The 23,903-nt window shown below is 65.5% G+C and carries 25 protein-coding genes; 11 read left to right on the forward strand and 14 right to left on the reverse strand.

From position 1 onward, the window contains the following. The first annotated feature begins 20 nt into the window (after positions 1-20). Entirely contained in the window at positions 21-449 is a 429-nt protein-coding gene (locus GGQ89_RS04355; protein ID WP_056434913.1) for a DUF6628 family protein, read from the forward strand. Here GGQ89_RS04355 and GGQ89_RS04360 read toward each other — a convergent pair. Both GGQ89_RS04360 and GGQ89_RS04365 read right to left on the reverse strand, forming a co-directional pair. Next, the gene (locus GGQ89_RS04360) at positions 439-1,767 is read right to left on the reverse strand and encodes an AmpG family muropeptide MFS transporter (RefSeq protein WP_184104374.1); all 1,329 of its coding nucleotides are present in this window, start codon (positions 1,765-1,767) and stop codon (positions 439-441) included. The genes GGQ89_RS04355 and GGQ89_RS04360 overlap by 11 nt on opposite strands. 32 nt (positions 1,768-1,799) lie before the next feature. Beyond that, positions 1,800-2,270 carry a response regulator gene (locus GGQ89_RS04365; protein WP_056434915.1) on the reverse strand — a complete coding sequence of 157 codons (471 nt, stop codon included), beginning with the start codon at positions 2,268-2,270 and terminating at the stop codon, positions 1,800-1,802. A 108-nt stretch (positions 2,271-2,378) separates the two neighbouring features. On the opposite strand from GGQ89_RS04365, the gene GGQ89_RS04370 reads away from it, so the two are divergent. Further along, complete coding sequence (locus GGQ89_RS04370) at positions 2,379-3,944, forward strand: pseudouridine synthase (protein ID WP_184104376.1); 1,566 nt, start codon at positions 2,379-2,381, stop codon at positions 3,942-3,944. After that, on the forward strand, positions 3,944-4,480 hold the full coding sequence (rsmD, locus tag GGQ89_RS04375) for a 16S rRNA (guanine(966)-N(2))-methyltransferase RsmD (RefSeq protein ID WP_184104378.1): 537 nt from the start codon (positions 3,944-3,946) through the stop codon (positions 4,478-4,480). The genes GGQ89_RS04370 and rsmD overlap by 1 nt, the downstream gene beginning before the upstream one ends. Here the strand turns inward: rsmD and GGQ89_RS04380 are convergent. The 3 genes from GGQ89_RS04380 to GGQ89_RS04390 form a co-directional block, all read right to left on the reverse strand. Next, positions 4,471-5,751: an MFS transporter gene (locus tag GGQ89_RS04380; RefSeq protein ID WP_184104380.1), complete on the reverse strand. Its 1,281-nt coding sequence runs from the start codon at positions 5,749-5,751 to the stop codon at positions 4,471-4,473. The genes rsmD and GGQ89_RS04380 overlap by 10 nt on opposite strands. A gap of 46 nt (positions 5,752-5,797) precedes the next feature. Further along, positions 5,798-7,438, reverse strand: coding sequence for an inorganic phosphate transporter (locus GGQ89_RS04385; RefSeq protein WP_184104382.1), 1,641 nt, complete (start codon positions 7,436-7,438; stop codon positions 5,798-5,800). Between the two features lie 131 nt (positions 7,439-7,569). Continuing rightward, the gene (locus GGQ89_RS04390; RefSeq protein ID WP_184104384.1) at positions 7,570-7,878 is read right to left on the reverse strand and encodes a UrcA family protein; all 309 of its coding nucleotides are present in this window, start codon (positions 7,876-7,878) and stop codon (positions 7,570-7,572) included. A gap of 213 nt (positions 7,879-8,091) precedes the next feature. On the opposite strand from GGQ89_RS04390, the gene GGQ89_RS04395 reads away from it, so the two are divergent. Both GGQ89_RS04395 and GGQ89_RS04400 read left to right on the forward strand, forming a co-directional pair. Then, positions 8,092-10,383 carry an ATP-dependent helicase gene (locus GGQ89_RS04395; RefSeq protein ID WP_184104386.1) on the forward strand — a complete coding sequence of 764 codons (2,292 nt, stop codon included), beginning with the start codon at positions 8,092-8,094 and terminating at the stop codon, positions 10,381-10,383. 235 nt (positions 10,384-10,618) lie between these two features. After that, positions 10,619-11,179: a glycine zipper 2TM domain-containing protein gene (locus GGQ89_RS04400; RefSeq protein WP_184104388.1), complete on the forward strand. Its 561-nt coding sequence runs from the start codon at positions 10,619-10,621 to the stop codon at positions 11,177-11,179. A 52-nt stretch (positions 11,180-11,231) separates the two neighbouring features. Here the strand turns inward: GGQ89_RS04400 and GGQ89_RS04405 are convergent, their stop codons facing one another. Together GGQ89_RS04405 and GGQ89_RS04410 are read right to left on the reverse strand one after the other, a co-directional pair. After that, positions 11,232-11,591 (reverse strand): hypothetical protein, encoded by a 360-nt coding sequence (locus GGQ89_RS04405; protein WP_380773262.1) that lies wholly within the window; start codon positions 11,589-11,591, stop codon positions 11,232-11,234. 88 nt (positions 11,592-11,679) lie between these two features. After that, entirely contained in the window at positions 11,680-13,797 is a 2,118-nt protein-coding gene (locus tag GGQ89_RS04410) for a prolyl oligopeptidase family serine peptidase (RefSeq protein ID WP_184104390.1), read from the reverse strand. Between the two features lie 219 nt (positions 13,798-14,016). On the opposite strand from GGQ89_RS04410, the gene GGQ89_RS04415 reads away from it, so the two are divergent. After that, positions 14,017-14,841 carry an alpha/beta fold hydrolase gene (locus tag GGQ89_RS04415; protein WP_076716242.1) on the forward strand — a complete coding sequence of 275 codons (825 nt, stop codon included), beginning with the start codon at positions 14,017-14,019 and terminating at the stop codon, positions 14,839-14,841. A gap of 35 nt (positions 14,842-14,876) precedes the next feature. Here GGQ89_RS04415 and GGQ89_RS04420 read toward each other — a convergent pair whose 3' ends face one another. After that, complete coding sequence (locus GGQ89_RS04420; RefSeq protein WP_089413591.1) at positions 14,877-15,158, reverse strand: FtsB family cell division protein; 282 nt, start codon at positions 15,156-15,158, stop codon at positions 14,877-14,879. Positions 15,159-15,223: 65 nt separating this feature from the next. Further along, positions 15,224-16,504 carry a phosphopyruvate hydratase gene (gene eno, locus GGQ89_RS04425; protein WP_076716240.1) on the reverse strand — a complete coding sequence of 427 codons (1,281 nt, stop codon included), beginning with the start codon at positions 16,502-16,504 and terminating at the stop codon, positions 15,224-15,226. A gap of 157 nt (positions 16,505-16,661) precedes the next feature. On the opposite strand from eno, the gene GGQ89_RS04430 reads away from it, so the two are divergent. The 5 genes from GGQ89_RS04430 (at position 16,662) to GGQ89_RS04450 (ending at position 20,290) form a co-directional block, all read left to right on the forward strand. Next, a complete protein-coding gene (locus GGQ89_RS04430; RefSeq protein ID WP_184104392.1) occupies positions 16,662-17,195 on the forward strand; it encodes a hypothetical protein in 534 nt (177 codons plus the stop codon). Beyond that, positions 17,192-17,548, forward strand: a complete 357-nt coding sequence (locus GGQ89_RS04435; protein WP_056434925.1) for a phage holin family protein — start codon at positions 17,192-17,194, stop codon at positions 17,546-17,548. The genes GGQ89_RS04430 and GGQ89_RS04435 overlap by 4 nt, the downstream gene beginning before the upstream one ends. After that, positions 17,545-17,796, forward strand: a complete 252-nt coding sequence (locus tag GGQ89_RS04440) for a phosphatase (protein ID WP_184104394.1) — start codon at positions 17,545-17,547, stop codon at positions 17,794-17,796. Before GGQ89_RS04435 ends, GGQ89_RS04440 begins: the two co-directional genes overlap by 4 nt. 52 nt (positions 17,797-17,848) lie before the next feature. After that, complete coding sequence (locus GGQ89_RS04445; protein WP_240456491.1) at positions 17,849-18,319, forward strand: hypothetical protein; 471 nt, start codon at positions 17,849-17,851, stop codon at positions 18,317-18,319. A 141-nt stretch (positions 18,320-18,460) separates the two neighbouring features. Further along, a complete protein-coding gene (locus GGQ89_RS04450) occupies positions 18,461-20,290 on the forward strand; it encodes a DUF885 domain-containing protein (protein WP_380773320.1) in 1,830 nt (609 codons plus the stop codon). A 17-nt stretch (positions 20,291-20,307) separates the two neighbouring features. Here GGQ89_RS04450 and GGQ89_RS04455 read toward each other — a convergent pair whose 3' ends face one another. From GGQ89_RS04455 to cyoC, 5 genes are read right to left on the reverse strand one after another with little or no spacing between them, the layout of a single operon-like run. Beyond that, on the reverse strand, positions 20,308-20,841 hold the full coding sequence (locus tag GGQ89_RS04455; protein ID WP_056434929.1) for a response regulator transcription factor: 534 nt from the start codon (positions 20,839-20,841) through the stop codon (positions 20,308-20,310). Positions 20,842-20,843: 2 nt separating this feature from the next. Then, positions 20,844-22,154 (reverse strand): ATP-binding protein, encoded by a 1,311-nt coding sequence (locus GGQ89_RS04460; RefSeq protein WP_380773264.1) that lies wholly within the window; start codon positions 22,152-22,154, stop codon positions 20,844-20,846. After that, positions 22,151-22,861, reverse strand: a complete 711-nt coding sequence (locus tag GGQ89_RS04465; protein WP_184104400.1) for an SURF1 family protein — start codon at positions 22,859-22,861, stop codon at positions 22,151-22,153. Before GGQ89_RS04465 ends, GGQ89_RS04460 begins: the two co-directional genes overlap by 4 nt. Then, complete coding sequence (gene cyoD, locus GGQ89_RS04470; RefSeq protein ID WP_380773266.1) at positions 22,861-23,268, reverse strand: cytochrome o ubiquinol oxidase subunit IV; 408 nt, start codon at positions 23,266-23,268, stop codon at positions 22,861-22,863. Before cyoD ends, GGQ89_RS04465 begins: the two co-directional genes overlap by 1 nt. After that, complete coding sequence (gene cyoC / locus GGQ89_RS04475; RefSeq protein ID WP_007403230.1) at positions 23,265-23,903, reverse strand: cytochrome o ubiquinol oxidase subunit III; 639 nt, start codon at positions 23,901-23,903, stop codon at positions 23,265-23,267. The genes cyoD and cyoC overlap by 4 nt, the downstream gene beginning before the upstream one ends.

Genomic DNA, 23,903 nt, shown 5'->3' on the forward strand with positions numbered 1-23,903 from the left:
AATCACGGAGTCCCCCGCCGATGGCCGAAACCACCACCCTCGCCGCAGCTTTGCCGCACATGCTGCCGGCCTGCCCCCACGCCCGGATTGCCCTGTTCGCGATACGTCGGATGGGCGCGCACGGGCTGGCGGATGCCCGTGCGTCGCACACGCTGTTCACCATGTTCGGACAGGATTTCCGACGTCCGCTGATCCTGATGCGGACGCTGATGGCCGATCTGGCCGCCCACGCCTCGGGCCAGATCGCCATTGCGCCTTGCTGCTGTGCGCGGATGACGGCGGCGGAGGCGGCGCTGATGACCATCCTCTCCCAGATGGAAGCGGCGCCGCAAAAGGCGCATTTCCTGATGACCGATCTGCTCGGCGTGCGGCGGGTCGATAGCGTCCTGGCGAGCGCCGCCGCCGTCTCGGCGGCCTTTGCGGACGAAGGGCGGCCGATCAGTTACTGACCGGTGCCTCGCGACGGGCGTCGCCCTCTCCGGCGACGCCTGCACTGCCGATCGAACGGTCGACCAGGCCCGACCGCGCCATCCACCAGAACAGCAGGACGCCCGGCACGGCGACGACCGTGGTCAGCAGATAGAAGTCGACATAACCGAACTGCTCGACCAGCGCCCCCGCCGTCGTGCCGCTCAGGATACGCCCGACCACGCTCGCCGCCGCCGAAATCAGCGCATATTGTGCCGCAGTAAAGCGCAGGTCGGTCAGTGCCGAAAAATAGGCGACGACGGTGACGCCGCCGATCCCGCTCGAAAAATTCTCGAACCCGATCGCGCCCGCCATGCCCCAGTTGGAATGACCCAACGCCGCCAGCCCCGCAAATGACAGGTTGGACACCGCCATCAGCACCAGGCTGATTAACACGGATCGCTTCATCCCCAGCCGCGCATAGAGGACGCCGCCGACGAACACGCCGATCAGCAGTGCCCAGAAGCCGACACCGACATCGTACAGCGCGATCTCGTTCTTGCTGAACCCCAGGTCGTTGAACAACAGACGGAAGGTTAGGTTGGCGAGCGTGTCGCCGATCTTGTGGACCAGGATGAAGGCCAGGATGACGAGCGCGCCCTGACGGCGGAAAAATTCGGCAAAGGGGCCGACGACCGCGCGGACGATCCCCTCGGTAGGGCGTTTGGCGGTGATCTCGCTATGCCGCTTCGGCTCACCCATGAACAGCGCGGTCAGCACGGCGGGCAGTGCGAAGGCGCAACTGACCATATAGGCCACGCTCCATCCCGCGCGCGTCGCGATGACCAGCGAGAGCGAGGCGACGAGTGCCGAGCCGATCCGCCAGCCATATTGGCCCATGCCCGCCCCCACGCCCAGCTGGCGCGGCTCGAGCAGTTCGATGCGATAGGCATCGATCACGATGTCGAAAGTCGCCCCCGCGATGCCCAGCGCCAGGGCGGCCATCGCCGTCTGCGCCAATGACACGCGCGGGTCTGCCAGGCCCAGGCCAATCGCCGCTGCGCAGACCAGCGCCGCCACGACCAGCAGCCACGAGACGCGCTGGCCCAAGCAGTGCAGGACGGGAATCTTTACCCCCTCGACGATCCAGGCCCATAGCCATTTCAGATTATAGGCCAGGATGACGAGCGCGAAGGCGGTGACGCTCTTCTTCTCGATCCCCGCTTCCGCCAGCCGGCTGGCCAGCGTCGCGTTGATCATGGTCAGCGGAAAGGCCGACGATATGCCGAGCGCGAGCGAGGCCAGCGGTGCGGGCTCGACATAGGGCCGCACTCCATCCAACCAACGCGCACTCGCCATAGAACCGCTCACCCTATCGGAAAGCGGGGACCCTATAAGGCTTGGCCATCAGGGGCAACGGGGCCGGATGATGCTGCTCGGGCGAAAAGACGAAAGCCCGATGGCAGGCGACCCGGCGCTTTTCCCGCGCGGCGCTCCTCGATCGCATCGATCGCGCCCAGCAGTTCGCGCGAGCCATAGGGCTTCATCAGCAGCCCCTCGGCAAGTTGCTCGACGCCATCGGGCGGCGTGCCGGTGATGAACAGGACGGGGATGTCGCGGGCATGGGCAGCCCGCGCCACATCGACGCCACTGCCGTCCGCCAGTCGCACATCCGCCAGAACCAGATCGATCCCGGCACCCCCGTCGATCAGGGTGACGGCCTTGCTGACGCGGTCCACCGTGGCGACCACCTCAAAATCGGCATCGGTCAGGACGTGTTCTGTGTCGAACGCGACCAGCGGCTCATCCTCAACGACGAGCAGCTTGACCAGCTGTCGTTTCTTTCGCCCGAAGAATCTCATCCCTCTATCGGCCTGTCCTGCTGTCCCGCTCGCTCGCGTAACGCTTTGTCTACGAGAAACGACGCAATTAATTTCCTTTGGTCGACACCCTCTGTATCAGCGTGGATCATGACACCAGATCAACGTATAGCAAAGCTGCTCGCGCGGGCAGGAGTCGCGTCGCGCCGAGAGATCGAGCGGATGATCGCCGAGGGCCGGATCGCCCTGAATGGCGTGACCATCGACACCCCCGCGACGCTTCTTTCATCTCTCGACGGCGTGACCGTGGATGGTGATCCCGTCGCCGCGCCCGAGCCGACACGCCTGTTCCTCTATCACAAGCCCACCGGCCTGCTCGTCACCGAGCATGATCCCGCCGGGCGGCCGACCATCTATGATCGCCTGCCCGAAGGGTTGCCGCGTCTGGTGCCGGTCGGACGGCTCGACCTGAATACCGAGGGGTTGCTGCTGCTGACCACCGATGGCGGCTTCAAGCGTCAGCTGGAATTGCCCGCCACCGGCGTCGAACGCACCTATCGCGCCCGCGCTTATGGCGACATCACCCAAGCGCAGCTGGAAGAGCTGATCCACGGGATCGAGATCGACGGCATCCGCTACGGCCAGATCGATGCCAATCTCGAGCGGCGGACCGGCGCGAACGTCTGGATCGAGATGACGCTGCGCGAGGGCAAGAACCGCGAAGTGCGCCGCGTCCTCGAACATCTGGGGCTTCAGGTCAGCCGGTTGATCCGGCTGCGCTACGGTCCCTTCGTACTGGACGAGCTGCCGGTCGGTGACATCGGCGAGGTCCGGGGTGCCGATATCGTCGAGTTCCGGCGGTCGCTGGAGGGCGGCATCCCCGCCGACGCGGTCAAGCCTGCGAAGATCAAGCCCGGCTTCCGCACGCCGCCAACGCGCGCTGCGGGTGAGCGCCCGGCACGCGCTGGTGCAGGCGACGCCCGCGGTGGAGCAAGTGACCGTCCACGGTCGCAGGAGCGGATGGGCTCTGGCGACCGGAGCCGCCGTGACGACGCGCGTCCGTCGTCGGCCTATGCCCGAAACGACCGACCGGCCCGCGAAGGCGTTCGATCCGACCGACCGCGTGAGGGCGCAAAGCCCTATGGCAGGCCACCGACCAACGAGCGGTCCGGCTTTGGCGGACAACGCCCATCCCGCTTCGAGGATCGTACCGAACGCCCTGCGCGTGACGGTGTCCGGTCCGATCGGGCGCGGCCGGGGGCCAAGCCCTTTGCCAAATCCCCGACGGGCGAACGGTCGGGTTCCGGCGGCCAGCGGCCATCGCGTTTCGATGACCGGGCCGAGCGCCCTGCTCGCGAGGGCGGTCGTTCCGATCGGTCGCGTCGGGATGCCAAGCCTTTCGGCAGCGCTGCCACCGGCGAGCGTTATGGCTCTGGAGGACAGCGGGCGTCGCGCTCGGAAGATCGGGGCGAACGCCCGGCACGGGACGGGGCGCGCTCCGACCGTTCGCGTGGTGATACCAAGCCCTTTGCCAAGCCCGCGAGCGGTCCACGCCAGCCGCGTTTCGACGATCGCGGTGACCGCCCCGCCCGTCCGTCGCGTGGCCCCCAGGGTTCGCCCGGACGCTCCGGCGGACCGTCGAGGCCGGACTCACGCGGCGGCGGACGTCCTAACGGTGGCGGCTCGCGTCCCGGTCGTCCGGGAGGGCATCGCTAATGCGTGTGATCGCCGGACAATGGCGCGGACGCCCGCTCGTCGCGCCCAAGGGTGACGTGACCCGCCCGACCGCCGACCGAACGCGCGAGGCCTTGTTTTCGATGCTCACGGCCCGGCTGGGCGATTTCGAGGGGCTGGCCGTCGGCGACTTCTTCGCCGGTTCGGGCGCGCTCGGGATCGAGTCGCTGTCGCGCGGGGCGGCGTCCTGCCTGTTCGTCGAGCAGGACCGCGCCGCCCTCGATGCGCTGAGGGCCAATCTCGCCAAGCTGGAGGCCAAGGGCGATGTCCGGGCGTCTTCGGTGATGGCGCTGGGGCCTGCGCGGGCGCCGCTCGACCTGATCCTGATGGACCCGCCTTATGGGACAAGCGCGGGCAGCGTCGCGCTCGACAAGCTGGCCCGGCTCGGCTGGGTTGGTGCGGGAACCTGGGTCAGCATCGAGACAGCCAAGCAAGAAGAGATCGAGCTTGCGGGCTTCACCGTCGATGCTTCCCGCGTCCACGGAAAGGCGCGGCTGACCCTGCTTCGTCAGGCCTGATAGGCACCGCGCCCGCGCCCGCGCATCAGGGCGAGCCCGGCGAGGCTGAGCAAACCGGCGGCGACCAGATAGCCGCCGACGAAGTTCAGCCCGCCGCGCTCGGTCAGCGCCTGTGCGGCGATGGGGGCGAGGGCGCCGCCAATGATACCGCCCAGATTGAACGTCATCGACACGCCGGTATACCGCACGCCCGCCGGAAATAGCGCGGGCAACCAGCCGCCCAACGGGCCATAGGCAAAGCCCATCACGAACAGCGCTGCCGCCAGCCAGACGAACACGATGGCGAGTGACCCCGATCCCAGCATCGGTCCCATCGCGATCCCGATCAGCACGCAACCCGCAAAGCCCAGCCGCAGCATGAAGGGCGCGCCATGCCGGTCGGCCATCACGCTCGAGACGACGACGCCGAGCGCCAGGAACAGGATCGCGACCAGCTGAATGCCCAGAAACGCCTCGCGCGGATAGCCGAGCACGGTCGTCCCATGCCCGAGCGCAAAGGCGGTCGCGAGGTAGAAGATTGCGAAACAGGCGACCACCCCGCCCGTTCCCGCCAGCAGCGCGCGGCCATGCCCCTGGAGCAGCGTCGCGATCGGCACGCGAGGCAACGTCTCGGCCTTCTTCGCCTCGGCAAAATCGGGCGTCTCGGTCAGGCGCAGGCGGACCCACAGGCCCAACAGCACCAGTACCGCGCTCGCCAGGAACGGTAGGCGCCAGCCCCAGGCGCGGAACTCCTCGTCGGTCAGGATCAGCCCCAGGATCAGGAAGAAGCCATTGGCCAGTATGAAGCCCACCGGCGCGCCGAGCGGCGGGAACATGCCCCAAGTGTTGCGCTTGCCCGGCGGGGCGTTCTCCACCGCGAGCAAGGCGGCCCCGCCCCATTCGCCGCCCAGCCCCAGACCCTGCCCCAGCCGCGCGATGCACAGCAGCAGCGGCGCGATCCATCCCGCTTGCGCATAGGTCGGCAGGAAAGCGATGGCGACGGTCGATCCGCCCATCAGCATCAGGCTGACCACCAGGGTCGATTTGCGCCCGACCCGGTCGCCGAAATGGCCGAAGGCGATGGCTCCCACCGGTCGGGCCACAAAGGCGAGACCGAAGCTGGCATAGGATAGCAATAATTGCGCCGTCGCCGAAGATGCCGGAAAGAACAGCGGCCCGAATACCAGCGCCGCTGCGGTCGCATAGATATAGAAGTCGTAGAATTCGACCGCCGTACCGGTCAGGCTGGCCAGCAGGATATGGCGGTGCGACGGAGGCGAGGCATGGGTCATGCCTCGCTCGTGCAGAAGCGGACGCCCGGCGTAAAGCCCTATCCGCTTACCCCTCCAACACGCGGGCCAGTTGCAGCAGCAGCCAATAGAGGGTGCCCGACAGCAGCATCGCGGCGGGCAGCGTCAGGACCCAGGCCAGCAGCATGTTGCGGATCGTCCGGAACTGAAGACCTGCGCCATTGGCGACAGACGCCCCGGCGACGCCGGAGGTCAGGATATGCGTGGTCGACACCGGACGGCCAATATATTCCGCACCGAAGATCGTCGCTGCCGTCATCAGTTCGGCTGCGGCCCCCATGCCATAGGTCAGATGCGTCTTGCCGATCCGCTCACCGACCGTCACCACGATCCGCCGCCAGCCGACCATGGTACCCAGGCCCAGCGCCAGGGCGACCGTGACCTTCACCCAGAGCGGGATATAGCGGGTGCCCCGCTCTAGCGACCCGGCATAGCCGTTGAGCGACTCGATCTCGGCGGCGGTGAAGCGCTGCTTGGCCGTCTCGCTCTTGGTCACCATGCGGGTGGTGTCGAGGACCAGATACATGTCGTTGCGCAGGTTGGGCACGGCGGCGGCGGGGATACGGCTGAGCGCGCCGTAATTGCCGATCCGCTCGCCGATGTCGCGCGACAGCGCGGACAGGCCCGCATAGACCTTGGGCGTATCGATCGCCTTTTTGCGGACGGCGTCGACCACGTCCGCGCGCGCCTGATCGACTGAGGGGGTGCCTTGTTCACCATGTGCGGCATAGGCGGTCGCCGCTACCTGCGCGCTGCGCACGAAGGCGGGCATGGCACTCTCGGGCAGCGTGCGGTTCAGCGCATAGGCGGTCGGCGCGCAGCCGATCAGGATCAGCATGATCAGCCCCATGCCCTTCTGCCCGTCATTGCCGCCATGCGCGAAGCTGACCGCCGTGCAGGTGAAGATCAGGAGCGCACGGATGCCGCGCGGCGGCGGCGTATCGCCCTCCGGCTCGCGATAGAGCCGCTTGTCGCGCAGGAAACGCTTCATGACGAGCAGCAGCATCAGGGCACCGGCAAAACCGATCAGCGGGCTGAACAGCAGTGCGGACAGGACCTTCCACACCTGCGCCATATCGACCCCGGAGGTGCCGGGAATGCTCGACAGCAACTGGTTGGCAAGCCCGACGCCCAGGATCGAGCCGATCAGCGCATGGCTCGACGAATTGGGCAGCCCGGCCGCCCAGGTCGCCAGGTTCCAAAGAACCGCTGCCAGCAGCAGCGCAAAGATCATCGCGAACCCGCCAGCCGAGCCGACATGCAGCATCAGGTCGATGGGCAACAGCGTGATGATCGAATAGGCGACGGCTCCGGTCGAGGTCAGAACGCCCAGGAAATTGAAAAAACCGGACCAGACGACCGCCAGCGGGGCGGGCATCGAATGGGTATAGATGACGGTGGCGACCGCATTGGCGGTATCGTGAAACCCGTTCACGAATTCGAAGCCCAGCGCGATCAGCAGCGCCAGCCCCAGAAAAGCGAACACGCCCATCGCCATCGGCTCACCGACGCGGGCGGTGTCGACCGCAATGCTATAGCCGGCATAGGCGAGGCCGCCGATCAACAGGGCGGTGAACACCCAACGGCCCATCGGATGGAGCCCGGCATCGAGACGCGGCCCGCGAACGTGCGATTCGGATTGGCCACCGGCGAGCGCATAGGATGTCATGACCAATCGCGTTGCGCCTTTCTGGTGACATTTTCATGACGGCTGCCCGGTGCCTTCCGGTCCACGCCGTCTCACATCGGAACGCGACCGGGCGGTGCATCGGACCGCCCGGTCGAGTGCCGTTCATGATCTCAGTTGTTGCTGGCCAGCGCGACCGGCGCGGCGGTCGACAATGCCGCGACCTTGATCGCGGCGTCCGCCATCATCTCTCGGCGGCAGCGCGTGACGTCGGCGTTGCGGCGCAGATCGGCCGTTACATGGCCGCACGCCATGGTCGCGGCACGGCGGATACGCGCGTCGAACTGGGCGCGATCAGCGGCACGGTGCAGATCGAGATCGGCGTGACGAACGGTGACGGTGACGGGCTCGCGCATTTCGGCCTGAGCCGCTGCGGACGCAAACAGAGAAGCCGCAATGGCGGCTGCCGTAAACTTCTTCATCTTGTGGTGCTCCTGCATCGGATCGTGCCCGTCACGGCGGCGTGAGTGATGAGGTCACCCCGCCGCTCGTCGGCACGCGGTGCCTCTAGGCGGCGGACATGTCGCTTTCGCGTCGCACAAAAGACGCTATGATGACGCGTCCCGCTATGAAACAAGGCCGGGCCGAGATTACGGGTGGTTGCCCCCGCCGCAAACGTTCCCTAACTGTTCGCGATGACCGTGCTTTCTTCCGATCCCGCCGCTTCGCTGGCCGATTATCCCTATCTTCGGACGTTGAACCCCGCGCAGCGCGAGGCGGTGTTGACCACGGACGGGCCGGTACTGGTGCTGGCGGGCGCGGGCACGGGCAAGACGGCGGCACTGACCGCACGGCTCGCGCACCTTCTCTATACGCGCAAGGCCTGGCCGTCGGAGATTCTGTCGGTCACCTTCACCAACAAGGCCGCACGCGAAATGCGCGAGCGCGTCGGGCGGCTGGTCGGCGACGCGGTGGAGGGAATGCCATGGCTGGGCACCTTCCATGCGATCGGGGCCAAGATGCTGCGCCGTCATGCCGAACTGGTCGGGCTGCAATCCAATTTCACCATCCTCGACACCGATGATCAGCTGCGATTGCTCAAGCAGTTGATCGTGGCGGCGGACATCGACGAAAAGCGCTTTCCGGCGCGCGCTTTGGGCGGCCTGATCGACGAATGGAAGAACAAGGGGCTGGTCCCCGGCGATATCGATGCAGGCGAAGCCGAGCGTTACGCCAACGGCCAGGGGGCCGAACTCTATCGCCAATATCAGGACCGGCTGCGCAGCGTGAACGCTTGCGACTTCGGTGATCTGCTGCTCCACATGCTGACCATCCTGAAGACGCATCGCGACGTGCTGGAGCATTATCAGCAGCGCTTCCGCTATATCATGGTGGACGAGTATCAGGACACCAACAGCGTCCAGTATCTCTGGCTGCGACTGCTTGCCCAGGCGCGCAAGAACATTGCCTGCGTCGGCGATGACGATCAGTCCATCTATTCGTGGCGTGGCGCGCAGGTGGAGAATATCCTGCGCTTCGAGCGGGACTTTCCGGGTGCCAAGGTCATCCGGCTGGAACAGAATTACCGTTCGACGCCGCACATCCTGGGCGCCGCCTCGGGGGTGATCGCCAATAATGGCGGTCGGCTCGGCAAGACGCTTTGGACCGAGTTGGACGTCGGCGAAAAGGTTCAGGTGCTGGGCGTCTGGGACGGTCCCGAAGAAGCACGGCGGGTCGGCGAGGAGATCGAATCGGCGCGGCGGTCGGGTACCTCCTACGACAATATCGCCATTCTCGTTCGCGCCTCGCACCAGACCCGCGAGTTCGAGGATCGCTTCATCGCGATCGGTCTGCCCTATCGGATCGTCGGCGGCTTCCGCTTTTACGAGCGCGCCGAAATCCGCGATGCGCTTGCGTATCTGCGCATCGTCAACCAGCCGTCGGACGATCTGGCGTTCGAGCGGATCGTCAACGTTCCCAAGCGCGGCTTGGGCGACAAGGCGCTGGCGAAAATTCACCAACTGGCGCGGGCCGAAGGACTGCCGCTGACCATCGCCTCGGCGCGCATCCTCGACACCGACGAGCTGACCCCGCAGGCGCGGCGGAGTCTAGGCAATCTGATCGGTGACATCGCCCGCTGGCGCGACATGGCGCGCGACCTCGCGCATCCGGAGCTGGCGCGGCAGTTGCTCGACGAGAGCGGCTATACCGCCATGTACCAGAACGAAAAGTCGGCGGAGGCGGCCGGGCGGCTGGAGAACCTGTCCGAACTCGTCCGCGCGATGGAGGATTACGAGTCGCTCGGCGCGTTCCTGGAGCATGTCTCGCTGGTCATGGACCGCGACGGCGACCAGCGCGAGCCCGAGGTGACGATCATGACGATCCATGCCGCCAAGGGGCTGGAGTTCGACACGGTGTTCCTGGCGGGCTGGGAGGAAGGTCTGTTTCCGTCGCAGCGTGCGATCGACGAAGGCGGCACGCGCAGCCTGGAGGAGGAGCGGCGGCTCGCTTATGTCGCGATCACCCGCGCCCGGCGCAAGGCGGTGATCCTCCACGCGGCCAATCGCCGTATCTATGGCCAATGGACGTCGAGCCTGCCGAGCCGCTTCGTCGGCGAATTGCCGCCCGAGCATATCGAGAGCGAGACGAGCATGACCGGCGGCGAAAGCCTGTGGCGGGCCAACTGGTCCGAACATGCCGACCCCTTCGCCAATGTCGGGCGCGGCACCGGGCGCGGTCCGGGCTGGCAGCGGGCTGCGACGGGACAGAATGCGGCCCCTGCCCGTCCCGCTCGGATCGTCGAGTCGCGTTCGCCCTCCGTCGGATTGGGGCAGAAGGGGCGCGACGATCTGCGTGTCGGCGAGCGCGTGTTCCACCAGAAGTTCGGCTATGGCGAGATCGCGGCGATCGAGGGCAACAAGCTGGAGATTGATTTCGAGCAGGCCGGGCGCAAGCGGGTGATGGACAGCTTCGTCACCAAGGGGTGAAAAGCCTTCACATTCCTCCCCTGCAAGGGGAGGTGGCAGGGCGAAGCCCTGACGGAAGGGTGTCACCGTTGAAGAGATCGGGCAAACTTACGACCGGTTACACCCCTCCACCATGCTGCGCATGGTCCCCCTCCCCTTGCAGGGGAGGAATGGTTGATGTCGTTCAGGAACCATATCCTTTCGTGACCGTATCGCTCGGCTCCCCCGATTGTCGGGGTATGGAGGGATAGGAACGATGGGCTTTCGTCGTCTGACCATCTTGGCGATCACCACCGCCGTCACCGCAACGGCCATTCCCGCGACGGCACAGACCGCCGCCCAGGATGCGCGGTTCCGGGCGGCGCAGGCGCGCTTCGATCGGGAATATCAGATCTATCGTCAGGAAGTGGACCTGTACCAGTCCGAGCGGCGCCAGGGCGGCTATGACGATGGCGACTATCGCCCCGCCCCGCCACAGGCTGGTCCCGGTGGATATCGGGTCGCACCGCCGGTCCCGGCCGATGGCTATGACCGCAATGCCGAACCTTATTACGATCCGGTCGGCGACTATCGCGACGGTTCGCAATATCGCGAGCGCGTGCTGCAACCGCAGGACCGGGTCTATGCGGGGACCGATGGTCGCTATTATTGCCGTCGCCCGGACGGCACGACCGGCCTGATCATCGGCGGCGCAGCCGGTGGCGTGCTGGGCAATCTGGTCGGCGGGCGGAGCAGCACGATCGCGACGCTGCTCGGGGCGGCAGGCGGCGCCTTGGCCGGTCGCTCGATCGAGCAGAACCAGGTCCGCTGCCGCTAAGGCTCGCAGGTACCGCGTTTCACCGGAAGCGCGGTACCTGGCTTTTCCAGGATCAGCCCGGCTCGACCATCATCAGGGCCGCACCCTGATATTTCTCGGCATCCCGCTCGAACAGGGCGCTTGCCGTGAACCGCCGGGGCGTCAGGCGCAGCGCGCCAAGTCCGGCAAGCTTGAAGGTGCCCATCTTTTCCTCGCGCGGCGGCTTTCCGTCCCGCTCGATCGTCGTCGCGTCGACATACAGTTCGTCGTGTCGAGTGAAGATCACATGGGGCGCCAGCACCACTTCGCCGCGATTATACATGGCGGACACCGCCTGCATCTTGACGATCGCTTCGAAGATGATGGCGGGAGCGCCTGCCGCCGGTTCAGCCGGACGGCGCTCGGTCGTCGTCATATCGGTCATCCCCTGCATTTGCCGATCCTGTCGCGGTGCAGCAAGAGCATAATTGCCGCATGGGGCATTGGAAAGGCCGGACGTGCGAGACGCCCGGCCCCTCCGGCTATCGCTTCGGCGCGTCCATCAGCTTCTGGGCGAAATATACCATCTGCTGCGCGCTCAACCGCGCACCTTGCGCAATGTCGGCATCGCCCGAGTGCCCACCTGCCGTATCTTCGTAAAAAAGATAGGGTATGCCATATTCCGACAGGCGCGCCGTGAATTTGCGCGCATGCTGCGGGCCGACGCGGTCATCCTTGGTCGTGGTCCAGATATAGGGCTCGGGGTAAGCGACGCCCTTGCGGATATTGGCATAGGGCGAAATCTTGCGCAGGAACGCAGCCTCCTCCGGCACGTCGATCGAGCCATATTCGTCCTTCCACGAATCGCCCGCCGCGATCTTCTGATACCGCACCATGTCGAGCAGCGGCACCTGGATCGTCACCGCCTTCCACAGCTCGGGATGCTGGGTCAGTTCGACACCCATCAACAGGCCGCCGTTGGACCCGCCATAGATGCCCAGCTTCTGCGGATTGGTAATCCGCCGCGTGAAGAGGTCCTTCGCCACGCTCGCGAAATCGTCATAGATGATCTGACGCTTGGTCTTGCGGCCCGCGTCATGCCATTTCGGCCCGAACTCGCCACCACCCCGGATGTTGGCGAGGACGAACGCGCCGCCCCGTTCGGTCCAGATCTTGCCGGTCGAACCAAGATAATTGGGCAGGCGGGCAATCTCGAACCCGCCATAGGCCGTCATCAGCGTCGGCGTCGTTCCGTCCAGCTTCGCGCCCTTGGGCAGGACGACGAAATAGGGGATCTTGGTTCCGTCGGTCGAGACGGCTTCATATTGATGGACCGTCGTGCCTGCGGCATCGAAACGGGCTGGCAGCGTCTTCAGCACTTGCGGCGCGGCCGGACGGCCGGCGTCGAAGCGCGACAACACGGTCGGCGTCGTGAAGCCCGAGGTCGACAGATAGACGGTATTCGAGCGGTCGCTGGTGCTGACCACATCGACCGCCATGTTGTCCGGCACCTGCACCGCCGTAGCCGCCCAGCCGTTGCCCGTCGGGGCAAAGATGCTGGCCCGGCCCCGGACATTGTCGATATAGGTGACGACGACGCGGTCCCTGGTGGTCAAAACCCCCTCCACCGCCTGTCGGTCGGTCGGTGTGAACAGCGCGCGTGGGGTGATCTGCCCCGCTTCCAGCTCGGACAGCGGCGCCCAGACGACCGAACCCGCCGGATGTTGCCCCCAGGCGTCGCTGGTCTGGAAGATCACCTTGCCGTCGACCATCCCGGCCGGAAAGGCGCGGGCGGGCATCGCGATCGGCTTGGCCCCGCCGCCTGGCGTCCAGAACAGCTTGCTGCCGCCGAAGAACGTCTGGCGCCGCTCGATCACGACCGCCCGATTGCCCTTCGCATCGGTCAGGACACTGGCATAGGTGCCCAGTTCGTCGGTCGGCGCGCCACGGAAAATCTCGGTCGCCTGTTCGAGCGGTGCTCCGCGCTTCACCATCTTCACGACGAAGGGATAGCTCGACTTGGTAAGTGTCCCCTGCCCCCAGTCACGACTGACCAGCAGCGTATCCTTGTCGAGCCAAGCCGCGCCCTGTTTGGAGGTGGAGAGACGAAAACCGTTCGGGACGAACTGGCCGGTCTCCAGATCGAACTCGCGATATTCGATCGCGTCCTCGCCACCCTCGGACAGGGCGATCAGGCACAGGCGATCCTCCGGACTGAGGCAGGAAAGGCCCTTCCAGACCCATTTCTTGCCCTCCGCCTTGCCGAGCGCGTCGAGGTCGAGCAGCGTCGTCCATTTCGGCGCGGCGGAGGCGTAATCGGCTTCGGTCGTCCAGCGCCATAGCCCTTGCGGATGATCGGCATCGCGCCAGAAATTGACGATGCGGCCATAGATCTGGCCCGGCATCGGAATGCGATCCTTGGCCGAGGCGATGGCGAGCGCTTCGGAGTAAAAGGTCTGATAGCGCGGATCGTTCTGGAGACGCGGCAGGGTCTTTGCATTCTCCGCCTCGACCCAGGCCAGCGCCTTCGCGCCGTCCTTGTCCTCCAGCCAGATATAGGGATCATTCTCGGTCATCGGGCTGGTCTGCGCCATCGCAGGCCCCGCCACAAGCTGCCCGGCCAGCATCGTGCCCGCCAGCAGTCCACGCCATCCCCGCATTCCGTCACGCTCCGTATCAATCGCGAATGATGGGAATGTGACTTCATCACGTAACCAAGGCAATGCGCGACCGCCGCTTTATTACCCTCCTGATCGGCCCCATCCAAGTCGATGGGATCGTTGGACTCCGTGACGCTCTGCAATCGCCGGGGATACGGAACGGCCGCACGACCGGCCCGTTCACCTCCCGCCTTATAGCCATATGCGCAGGAGCAGACGATGCCTTATGTGAAGACCCGCGACGGAACCGACATCTACGTCAAGGACTGGGGTGAAGGTCGCCCCGTCGTGCTGCTCCATGGCTGGCCGCTATCGGCGGACATGTGGGACGCCCAGATGATGGCGCTGGCCGAGGCCGGGTTCCGCGCCATCGCCTATGACCGGCGTGGCTTCGGACGCTCGGGCCAGCCGTGGTCGGGGTACGACTATGACACGCTGTCCGACGATCTGGCCGATGTGCTGGAGGCGACCGGCGCGCAGGATGCGGCGATCATCGGCTTCTCGATGGGGGGCGGTGAAGTCGCCCGCTACATGAGCCGCCATGACGGCAAGGGCGTGGTCGCGGCCGGGCTCATCGCCTCGGTTGTGCCCTATATGCTCAAGACCGACGACAATCCCCACGGGACCGACCAGTCGGTCTTCGACCAGATCGGCCAGGGCCTGCGCGACGACCGCGCCAACTTCCTGCGCCACACCTTCTTCAAGCAGTTCTTCGGTGTGGGCTTCATCAGCAGCCCGGTCAGCGACGATGTGCTCGACTGGGCGACGAGCGTGGCGATGCAGGCGGGGCTCAAGCCGACGCTGGCCTGCGCCGAGTCGTTCAGCCAGACGGATTTCCGTCCCGACCTGTCCGCGTTCCGCGTGCCGACGCTGATCGTGCATGGGACCGGCGATCAAACGGTGCCGATCGATGCGGCGGGCCGCGCCGCAGCGGCGGGCATCGCGCATTCGCAACTCGTCGAATATGACGGCGCGCCGCACGGGCTGAACGTCACGCACAGCGACCGCCTCACCAGCGACCTGCTGACCTTCCTGGGTCGGTGATACGGAAAAGGGCGGCCTTGCGGGGCCGCCCTTTTTCACTTCAGGGGAACGATGACCTCGTCCGGATGCGCGACGTTCAGTTCCTTGCGGACCATCTCGTCGACCATGTCCGGATTGGCATGGTCAGGATCGAGCAGCGCCACCCTGTTCTTCAACACCGTCCGTCGCTTGTCGAGCGCGGCATAGTCATGCTCGCGCTTGACCAGCTGGCGCTGATACTCGCCATAAGCGAGCAGGCCGTTGCGCCCCAGCACCGCATAGGCACCGAAAAAGGCAACGATCGTCAGACCAAGGGCGGGCAGCGCGGCACGCCGCATGGTCCGGATGAAAGGCGACGGTTTCTTGGTCACGGCAACCATAATCGTCCCGTCGCCTTCCGATTTCAAGCGCGGATGAGAATATCGCGACCGGCATAGCGCGCCGAGTCACCCAGCTCTTCCTCGATGCGGATCAGCTGGTTGTACTTGGCGAGCCGGTCCGAACGCGCCAGCGAGCCCGTCTTGATCTGACCGCAGTTGGTGGCGACCGCCAGATCGGCGATGGTCGCGTCCTCGGTCTCGCCCGAACGGTGCGACATAACGGCGGTATAGCGCGAACGCTGCGCCAGCGACACAGCCTCCAGCGTCTCGGTCAGCGTGCCGATCTGGTTAACCTTCACCAGCAGCGAGTTGGCATAGCCGCCCTCGATGCCCTTCTTCAGGCGCTTCGGGTTGGTGACGAACAGATCGTCGCCGACCAACTGCACCTTGTCGCCGATCAGGTCGGTCAGAGCCTTCCAGCCTTCCCAGTCGTCCTCGGCCATGCCGTCCTCGATCGACAGGATCGGGTACCGGCGGGTCAGGTCGGCGAGATACTCGGCCATCTCATGGCTCGACAGGATCTTGCCCTCGCCCGAGATATTGTACTTGCCGTCCTTGAAGAACTCGGTCGCGGCGCAGTCGAGCGCGATCATCACGTCGTCGCCCGGCTTGTACCCGGCCTTCTCGACGGACGCCATGATGAAGTCGAGCGCTTCGGTGGTCGAGGCGATGTTGGGGGCAAAGCCGCCCTCATCGCCCACGCCGGTCGCCAGACCCTTTTCGTGCAGCGCCTTCTTCAGCGTGTGGAAGATTTCCGAGCCGCAGCGGACCGCTTCCATGATGTTCGCCGCACCGACCGGCATGATCATGAATTCCTGGAAATCGATCGGATTGTCCGCATGCTCGCCGCCATTGATGATGTTCATCATCGGCACCGGCAGCAGATGCGCCGAGACGCCACCGACATATTTGTAAAGCGGCAGGCCCCGCGCTTCGGATGCGGCCTTGGCCGCCGCCAGGCTGACGCCCAGGATGGCGTTCGCGCCCAGGCGGCCCTTGTTCTCGGTGCCGTCCAGCTCGATCATGGCGCGGTCGAGATCGGCCTGGTCCTCGGCATCCATGCCCAGGATCGCGTCGGTGATCTCGTCGTTGACCGCTTCGACTGCGGCTTCGACGCCCTTGCCCATCCAGCGGCTCTTGTCGCCGTCGCGCTTCTCGACGGCTTCATGCGCGCCGGTCGATGCGCCCGAGGGAACGGCGGCGCGGCCGAAGCTGCCGTCTTCGAGCAGCACGTCGACTTCGACGGTGGGATTGCCCCGGCTGTCCAGGATTTGACGCGCGTGGATGTCGATGATTGCGGTCACGTAACGATGCTCCTACATCAGCCTAGTGGTCTCGGCGCGGCTCTACCGTGTGACTGTGCGAAGGGCAATTGCGGTAAAATTATGGAACCGTGCTTCGATTGCCGGGGTTAAGACGTAAACCGCCCGTTCGCCCGGGCCGTAACGAAAGGGTTTTTCGATGGCTGACACCGACAGCACCTTCCCCGCCGCTAATACCGCGACGCCCGGTTTCGGCGCCAACATCGCGGTCGCGCCGGAAGTGGCCGCCCCGAACGCCCCGCTGGTATCGGACACCGACGCTTCGACGGCGAAGGCCGGTCTGGCCGACGCCAAGCAGCAGGTGAAGGACGGCGCCAGCAAGTTCCAGCAGCAGGCGGTCGACAAGATCCAGGCGCTGGCCGGTGACGGCAAGGCCAAGGCCGGGTCGGCGCTCGATCAGGTTGCGCAGCTGCTGAACGACGCGGCCGGGCAAGTCGACGAAAAGCTGGGCAATCAATATGGCCAATATGCCCGCTCGGCGGCCGACACCGTGACCTCGCTGTCGGGTGCGATCAAGGACAAGGACGTCGAGGAACTACTCGACGACGCCCGCGCCTTCGTCGCCAAGAGCCCGGCGGTCGCGATCGGCATTGCAGCCGCCCTCGGCTTCGCACTGGCGCGCGTCGTCCAGTCGGGTGTCGAAACCCGCCAGTCGGTCGACGCCTCCGCGTGACCCGCGTCGTCGAAACCCTGCGGACGGCGGTATCGCCCGAGCCGGAGACGCTGACTTCGCTGGTGTCGCAGCTCGTCGATGATGGGCGGACGTTCATCACCGCCGAGATCGATCTGGCGAAGGCCCGCGCGACTGATAAGATCGGACGCTATCGCAGCGCGGCGATCTTCTTCGGGGTCGCAGCGGTTCTGGGCCTGTCGGCGCTGATCGCGTTGCTCGTCGGCCTGATCTTCGCGCTGGCGCCGGCGACCGGGCCTTTCGCGGCGACGCTGATCGTCGTTGGCGTGGTCGTCATCATTGCCGGCATCTTAGCGATGATGGGCAAATCCCGTCTGTCGGGAGGTGGCGCATGACCGTCGCAGAAGCGGAAACCCGCGCGGCCGAGGCACGCGAACGGCTGAACGCCACCGCATCGCGCATCCAGGCGAAGCTGGAGCCGCAGGCACTGGCTGCGCAGGCACGCGAGGCGAGCGTCACGGCCGCGAAGTGCGGCCTCGAGTCCGCCAAGAGCAACCCTGCCGCCGTCGCTGGCGGCGTGGCCGTGCTCGGCCTCTTCCTCAATCGTCGGCGGATCGCCCGCCTGTTCAAGCGTAAACGCTGATTTGGTTCGCGGGGGGCGCGCCCTCGCGACACGGCCCAGAAGGATGTTCGCAATGACCACCGAAACCCACGATCAGCAGACTGCCCTCCGCGAAAAGATCGACCATACGCGCGAAACCGCGTCGCAGGCCTATCACGACGCGAAGGACAAGGCCGCAACCGCGCTCCACACGTCCAAGGACAAGGCAGGCGAGCTGGCGCACAAGACGGCCCGTTCGATCGAATCCAATCCGCTCGGCATCCTCGTCGGCGGTTTGGTCGTCGGCGTGATCGCGGGTGCGCTGATTCCGCGTTCTGCGCGCGAAAAGGAATTGCTCACCCCGCTCGGCAAGAAGCTGGGCGAGACGATCCGCCAGGCGACCCAGGCCGCGCGCGAGACGGGTCTTCGCGAATTGGAGGAAGCCGGTCTGACCAAGGACGCCGCCAAGGACCGCGCCAAGTCGCTGTTCGACGATGTGGTCAAGGCTGCCAGCAATGCCGGGTCGGCCGCGGCCAAGGCGGCGACGAACAAGACCTCGGTCTAAGCTCGCCCCCCATGGCGAGCAGACGGTGCCCCGCGATCCGATGGCGATCGCGGGGCGCTTCTTTTTTGGGGTTATGCCGCAACGGCTTGCGGGTGCGAACGGGGCTTTCTACCAAGATTGCTCCAACGCTCTCACCGGGATATCCGCTTGCGCTCTTCCTCCCTCGCCATCGTCCTTTCCGCCCTCTCGCTGAGCGCCCCCGCCATCGTCCAGGCGCAGGCCACCCCCATCGCGGCGCCTCAACCCGGTGAGGGCAAGGAGGACGCCCGGCTCAAGCAGCTTTTCCATGACAGCGACGAAGCGAGCCTGGCGCGCAACCCGATCAGCGGCATCTTCCGAGGCGACATGCGCCGGGCCGACCGGATCGGCGATTTCTTTTCCGACGCCTATATCGCGGCCGAGCGCGCGGCGACCGAGAAGGACCTGAAGGCCCTGGGCCAGATCGATCGGGCCAGGCTGACTCCGACCAACCAGGTCGCCTATGACGTCTTCAAGCAGCAGGGCGAGACGACGCTGAGGGGCTTTGATCCCGCCATCGTCGCGCTGACGATCGTACGACCCATGGATCACTTCTACGGCATCCAGACCTTCTACCCCGAATTCGCCTCGGGCCAGGGCGCCGCGCCGTTCAACACGGTGGCCGATTACGAAAACAACCTGAAGCGCAACGTCGAATATGCCCGCCTGCTGGACGAAGCGATCACCCGCTTTCGGCAGGGCATGGCAAGCGGCATCGTCCAGCCCAAGCTGGTCGTGCGCAACATGATCGCCCAATTCGACAATCTGCTTGCCGTGCCGGTCGAGAAGTCGACCTTCTACGGTCCGGTCATGAATTTCCCCGCCACCGTCCCGGCAGCCGAGCAAGCACGACTGAAGGCCGCCTATGCCGCGCAGATCCGCGACGTCATCGTACCGGCGGAGCGGCGGATGCGGACCTTCCTGGCCGACACCTATCTGCCTGTGGCGCGCGATACGGTCGGCCTGTCGGGGATGCCGGGCGGCGACAAGCTCTATGCCTATCTGATCGAACAGAACACCACCCTGCCCCTCAAGGCCGAGGACGTGCATCAGCTCGGCCTGTCCGAGGTCGCGCGTATCCTGAAGGCGATGGAGGTCCAGAAGCAAGCCGTCGGCTTCAAGGGCAGTTTGGCGGAGTTCTTCACCTTCCTGCGCACCGACCCGCGTTTCGCGCCCAAGAGCGCGGCACAGCTTCGCGAAGGCTATGAGGCGATCGGCCGCCGCGTCGATGCGCGCATCCGCGAGCAGTTCTCGCTGATCCCCAAGACACCGCTCGAAATCCGTCCGGTCCCGGCCTTCAAGGAAAAGACAGATGCCGGTGGCTCCTATCAGGGCGGCACCCCGGACGGGATGCGGCCGGGCGTCTTCTACTACAACACCTATGACCTCCCCTCGCGCTATATGTGGGAGATGGAGACGCTCTATCTCCACGAAGCGGTGCCGGGCCATCATTTCCAGATCAGCCTGGCGCAGGAAAATGCGGCGCTTCCCGCCTTCATGCGCTTCGGCGGCAACACCGCCTATGCCGAGGGCTGGGCCCTCTATGCCGAGACGCTGTGGCCCGAACTGGGCATGGAAACCGATCCCTATCAGCGGATGGGCGGCCTGAACGACGAGATGCTGCGCGCGATGCGGCTGGTCGTCGATACCGGCATCCACGCCAAGGGTTGGACCCGCGATCATGCGATCGACTATATGCTCGCCAACTCGCCCATGGCGCGCACCGACGCGACCGCCGAGGTCGAGCGTTACATCGCCATTCCGGGCCAGGCCTTGGCCTATAAGATCGGTCAGCTGACGATCAGCCGGTTGAAGGCGCAGGCCAAGGCCGAGCTGGGTGCGAAGTTCGACCCTCGCCGCTTCCATGCCGAGGTGCTCGATACCGGCGCGCTGCCGATGCCGGTGCTGGAAAAGAAGATCGCGGATTGGATCGCGGCCGAAAAGCGCCGCTGATCGGGGAAAGCGCCACGTCAGGGGACGTGGCGCTTCTCCAGTTTCCGCGCGAGGGTGCGACGGTGCATCCCCAGCCGTCTTGCGGTTTCCGAAATATTGAAGTTCGTCTCGGCCAGCGTCTCGTTGATCCGCTCCCATTCCAGCGTCTTGATCGAGCTGGGACGGTCGGTGATCGCCGTCGTCGCGTCCCCGCTTGCCTTGTGGAACGCAGCCTCGATATCGTCGGTATTGGACGGCTTGGCGAGATAGTGGCACGCGCCCAGCTTGATCGCCTCCACCGCCGTCGCGATGCTGGCAAAGCCGGTCAGCACGACGATCAGCATCTCGGGATCATGTGCGTGCAGCGTCTGCACACAGGCCAGGCCCGACGCCTGCCCCAGCTTCAGGTCGACCACCGCATAACGCGGCGTGGTCGTGCTCAACACCTCGCGCAGCGCATCCGGACTGGCGGCCACCCACACGCGGTAGCCGCGACGCTCGAATGAACGCTGCAGGGTCCGTGCGAAGGTCTCGTCATCCTCGACGATCACCAATGAACGGTCTTCGTCCATCTCTACTCCCGATCCGATACGCCGATCATACTCAAAGGTAGGGTGAGCGTGACGATCGCGCCACCCTCGACCCGGTTCGCCGCCTCGACCCGGCCGCCCAGCTTGCGGACGACACTGGACACGAGGAAAAGCCCGACGCCGTGCCCCTCGCCCTTGGTAGATTGTTGCGGTCGTCCGACCTGCGACAATGTTGCCGGGGTAAAGCCCGGCCCGCGATCGGTAACGCGGACCGCCACCGCCCCGCCCTCGCGCGCGACGGTCAGGCCGACCCAATGCGGCGAGGCTTCGGCCGCATTGTCGAGGACGTTCCATACCGCCTGCTTGATCGCGGGGTCGGAGACGATCGCGGCATCGTCGTCGCTCCGCTGGTAGTCGAGCGCGACCTGGGCATGGCTCTGTCGCCATTCGTCGACGATGGTGTCGATGAAGCGTCCGACCTCCGACAGTTCGGCCGCCTCGCCGCGCGGTTCGCCTGCCGATTGCAGGATGCGGGTCACGATCGCCTTGCAGCGTTGCACCTCGGCCTGCATCTCGGCGATCTCGCCCATCAGTTCGGCATCGTCGCGCAGCTTGGGGACGCGCCGCCAATCGCTGAGGATCACCGACAGACTGGCCAAGGGGGTGCCCAGCTCATGCGCCGCGCCCGAGGCGAGCAGGCCCATGCGGACGATATGCTCCTCCTCCGACGCCTGCTGACGCAGGTCCGCTAACCGGGCGGCGCTGAGGCGCATATTGTGGCTGATCCGGGTAACGAACAGGATCAGCAACCCGGTGACCAGCGCAAAGCCCAGCCAGTTGCCCAGCGTATGCAGTCCGGCAATGTCGCCGAACAACCATGGCGGAAAGGCGAGCGGCCGGTGATGGAGCGACAGCAGTCCGAAGCAGAGCCCGGTAATCCCCGCCAGCGCCCAGGCCGACCATGTCTCCAGCAGCACCGCGCCCAGAACCACCTGGATCAGATAGAGCGAAATGAACGGATTGGTCGCACCGCCCGCCAGAAACAGCTGCAGCGTCAGCGTTCCGACGTCGAACATCAGGGCGAACAGGAGTTCGGTGTTGGTGATCCGGTGGAAGCGCAGCCGGAAATGGCTGAGCAGATTGATCGCGGCCGCCATCACCAGCACGCCCATCATAGCCGGAATGGGGAGCTGGACGCCCATGACGCGGTTGACGAACAGGATCGTCACCAGCTGCCCCGCCACCGCCATCCAGCGCAGATGAATAAGCTGACGCATATTGGCCGTGCCCGCAGCCGCGTCGGGCTCGCGTGGGCGAACGGTAAAGGGCAGGAAGGGCGGATCGCCCGAGGTCACTCGCGACCTCGCCGCCAGAGGATGACGATGCCGACCACCGTCAGGATCGCCAGCGCGAACCAGGTCAGGGCATAGGAAAGATGGCTGTTCCGGAACGCCACGACCGTCAGCCCGCCGACGGGATACCCGCCGGGATTGGCCGTTTTGTCGGCGTCGATGAAATAGGGAGCAACCGGGCCAAGCCGCTTGGCCTCGGCAATCGCGGCGACATCGCGCGAGTACCAGCGATCGGCAGCGGGATCGTTCGACCGGAGGAAGGCACCACCCGGCTCCGTAACGCGCAACAGCCCGGTGACACGAACGGGGCCGTCAGGGCGGCTATGATCGGCCCGCTTCTCGGCGGGCACGAAGCCGCGATTGACGAGTACGGTGAAGCGGGGGCCGACCAATGGCGTCAGTACCCAGAAACCCGGCCCGCGCTCGGTCACGGCCTGGACATAGGTTTCGCGGTCGTTGCGAAAACGCCCCTCAGCCGTCACGCGGGTATAGGCGTCGGAGGCCTGAGCCGTGGGGGGAGCCGCGACGGGAGGGGCCTGGAGCCTCGCCTCCACCGTCGCGATAAGGTTCAGCTTCCAAACCCGGCGCTGCAACTGCCACAGCCCGAGCGAAAGGAAAACCGCGATCAGCGCCACGCCGATCGCGGTCAGGATCGCCAGCGTCAGTGGCCAACGGACACGCCGCTCGCCGCTCACGCCAGCATCGGCCATTACATGCCGCCGCCCAGCTGGGCGGCCATGTCCGGCATCATGTTGGTGTTCATGTGATACATGACCCAGATCGATCCGCTGAGCGTGATGACGACAAGCACCGCCGTAAAGACCAGCGCCATCATCGTCCAGCCACCCTCCGACTTGGTGTTCATGTGGAGGAAGTAGATCATGTGGACGACGATCTGGACGAAGGCCAGACCCATGATGACCAGTGCGGTCGTCTGGGTATCGCCCAGCGCGCCGGTCATGACCGCCCAGAACGGGATAGCGGTCAGGATCACCGACAGCACGAACCCGATCATATAGCCCTTCATCGAGCCATGACCGTGCGTGTCGCCATGCGAGTGGAGATCATGGTCCAGATTGGCGTGATCGCCGTGATCGTGGGGCTTGTGCGCGCTCACCGGAGAACTCCGAGCAAATAGACAAAGGTGAAGACGCCGATCCAGACGACGTCCAGGAAGTGCCAGAACATCGACAGGCACATCAGGCGGCGTTTGTTCGCCTCGATCAGGCCGAAGCGACCGACCTGCACCATCAGCGTGACCAGCCAGATCGAACCGAAGGTGACGTGCAGACCGTGCGTCCCGACCAGCGTAAAGAAGGACGACAGGAAGGCCGAACGCTGCGGACCCGCCCCCTCATGGATGAGGTTGGCGAATTCGTAGAGTTCGATCGACAGAAAGGCGAGACCGAACAGGCCGGTGATGCCCAGCCAGATCAGCGTGTTCGACTTCTGGTTCTTCTCCATCGCGATCATGGCGAAGCCATAGGTGATCGACGACAGCAGCAGCATCGAGGTGTTGAGCGCGACCAGCGGGAGCTCGAAAATCTCCCGCGGGGTCGGACCGCCCGCATAGCTGGTGCCCAGCACGCCGTAGGTGGCGAACAGGATGGCGAAGATGAGGCAGTCGCTCATCAGGTACATCCAGAAGCCGATGGCCGTCGAGCCACCGGATTCGTGATGATGATCCTCGTCCTCGACCAGATAATAGGTCGGGTTCTTGGCCGGATCGGCGCTCAGAACGTCGGTCGACAT

The organism is Sphingomonas yabuuchiae (assembly GCF_014199595.1).
GTDB classification, from domain to species: domain Bacteria; phylum Pseudomonadota; class Alphaproteobacteria; order Sphingomonadales; family Sphingomonadaceae; genus Sphingomonas; species Sphingomonas yabuuchiae.

Bases quoted from the DNA above. Each gene is read 5' to 3' on its own strand.
- GGQ89_RS04355 (WP_056434913.1), top strand. From the start codon at position 21: ATGGCCGAAACCACCACCCTCGCCGCAGCTTTGCCGCACATGCTGCCG.
- GGQ89_RS04360 (WP_184104374.1), bottom strand. From the start codon at position 1,767: ATGGCGAGTGCGCGTTGGTTGGATGGAGTGCGGCCCTATGTCGAGCCC.
- GGQ89_RS04365 (WP_056434915.1), bottom strand. From the start codon at position 2,270: ATGAGATTCTTCGGGCGAAAGAAACGACAGCTGGTCAAGCTGCTCGTC.
- GGQ89_RS04370 (WP_184104376.1), top strand. From the start codon at position 2,379: ATGACACCAGATCAACGTATAGCAAAGCTGCTCGCGCGGGCAGGAGTC.
- rsmD (WP_184104378.1), top strand. From the start codon at position 3,944: ATGCGTGTGATCGCCGGACAATGGCGCGGACGCCCGCTCGTCGCGCCC.
- GGQ89_RS04380 (WP_184104380.1), bottom strand. From the start codon at position 5,751: ATGACCCATGCCTCGCCTCCGTCGCACCGCCATATCCTGCTGGCCAGC.
- GGQ89_RS04385 (WP_184104382.1), bottom strand. From the start codon at position 7,438: ATGACATCCTATGCGCTCGCCGGTGGCCAATCCGAATCGCACGTTCGC.
- GGQ89_RS04390 (WP_184104384.1), bottom strand. From the start codon at position 7,878: ATGAAGAAGTTTACGGCAGCCGCCATTGCGGCTTCTCTGTTTGCGTCC.
- GGQ89_RS04395 (WP_184104386.1), top strand. From the start codon at position 8,092: ATGACCGTGCTTTCTTCCGATCCCGCCGCTTCGCTGGCCGATTATCCC.
- GGQ89_RS04400 (WP_184104388.1), top strand. From the start codon at position 10,619: ATGGGCTTTCGTCGTCTGACCATCTTGGCGATCACCACCGCCGTCACC.
- GGQ89_RS04405 (WP_380773262.1), bottom strand. From the start codon at position 11,591: ATGCAGGGGATGACCGATATGACGACGACCGAGCGCCGTCCGGCTGAA.
- GGQ89_RS04410 (WP_184104390.1), bottom strand. From the start codon at position 13,797: ATGCGGGGATGGCGTGGACTGCTGGCGGGCACGATGCTGGCCGGGCAG.
- GGQ89_RS04415 (WP_076716242.1), top strand. From the start codon at position 14,017: ATGCCTTATGTGAAGACCCGCGACGGAACCGACATCTACGTCAAGGAC.
- GGQ89_RS04420 (WP_089413591.1), bottom strand. From the start codon at position 15,158: ATGCGGCGTGCCGCGCTGCCCGCCCTTGGTCTGACGATCGTTGCCTTT.
- GGQ89_RS04430 (WP_184104392.1), top strand. From the start codon at position 16,662: ATGGCTGACACCGACAGCACCTTCCCCGCCGCTAATACCGCGACGCCC.
- GGQ89_RS04440 (WP_184104394.1), top strand. From the start codon at position 17,545: ATGACCGTCGCAGAAGCGGAAACCCGCGCGGCCGAGGCACGCGAACGG.
- GGQ89_RS04445 (WP_240456491.1), top strand. From the start codon at position 17,849: ATGACCACCGAAACCCACGATCAGCAGACTGCCCTCCGCGAAAAGATC.
- GGQ89_RS04455 (WP_056434929.1), bottom strand. From the start codon at position 20,841: ATGGACGAAGACCGTTCATTGGTGATCGTCGAGGATGACGAGACCTTC.
- GGQ89_RS04465 (WP_184104400.1), bottom strand. From the start codon at position 22,861: ATGGCCGATGCTGGCGTGAGCGGCGAGCGGCGTGTCCGTTGGCCACTG.
- cyoC (WP_007403230.1), bottom strand. From the start codon at position 23,903: ATGTCGACCGACGTTCTGAGCGCCGATCCGGCCAAGAACCCGACCTAT.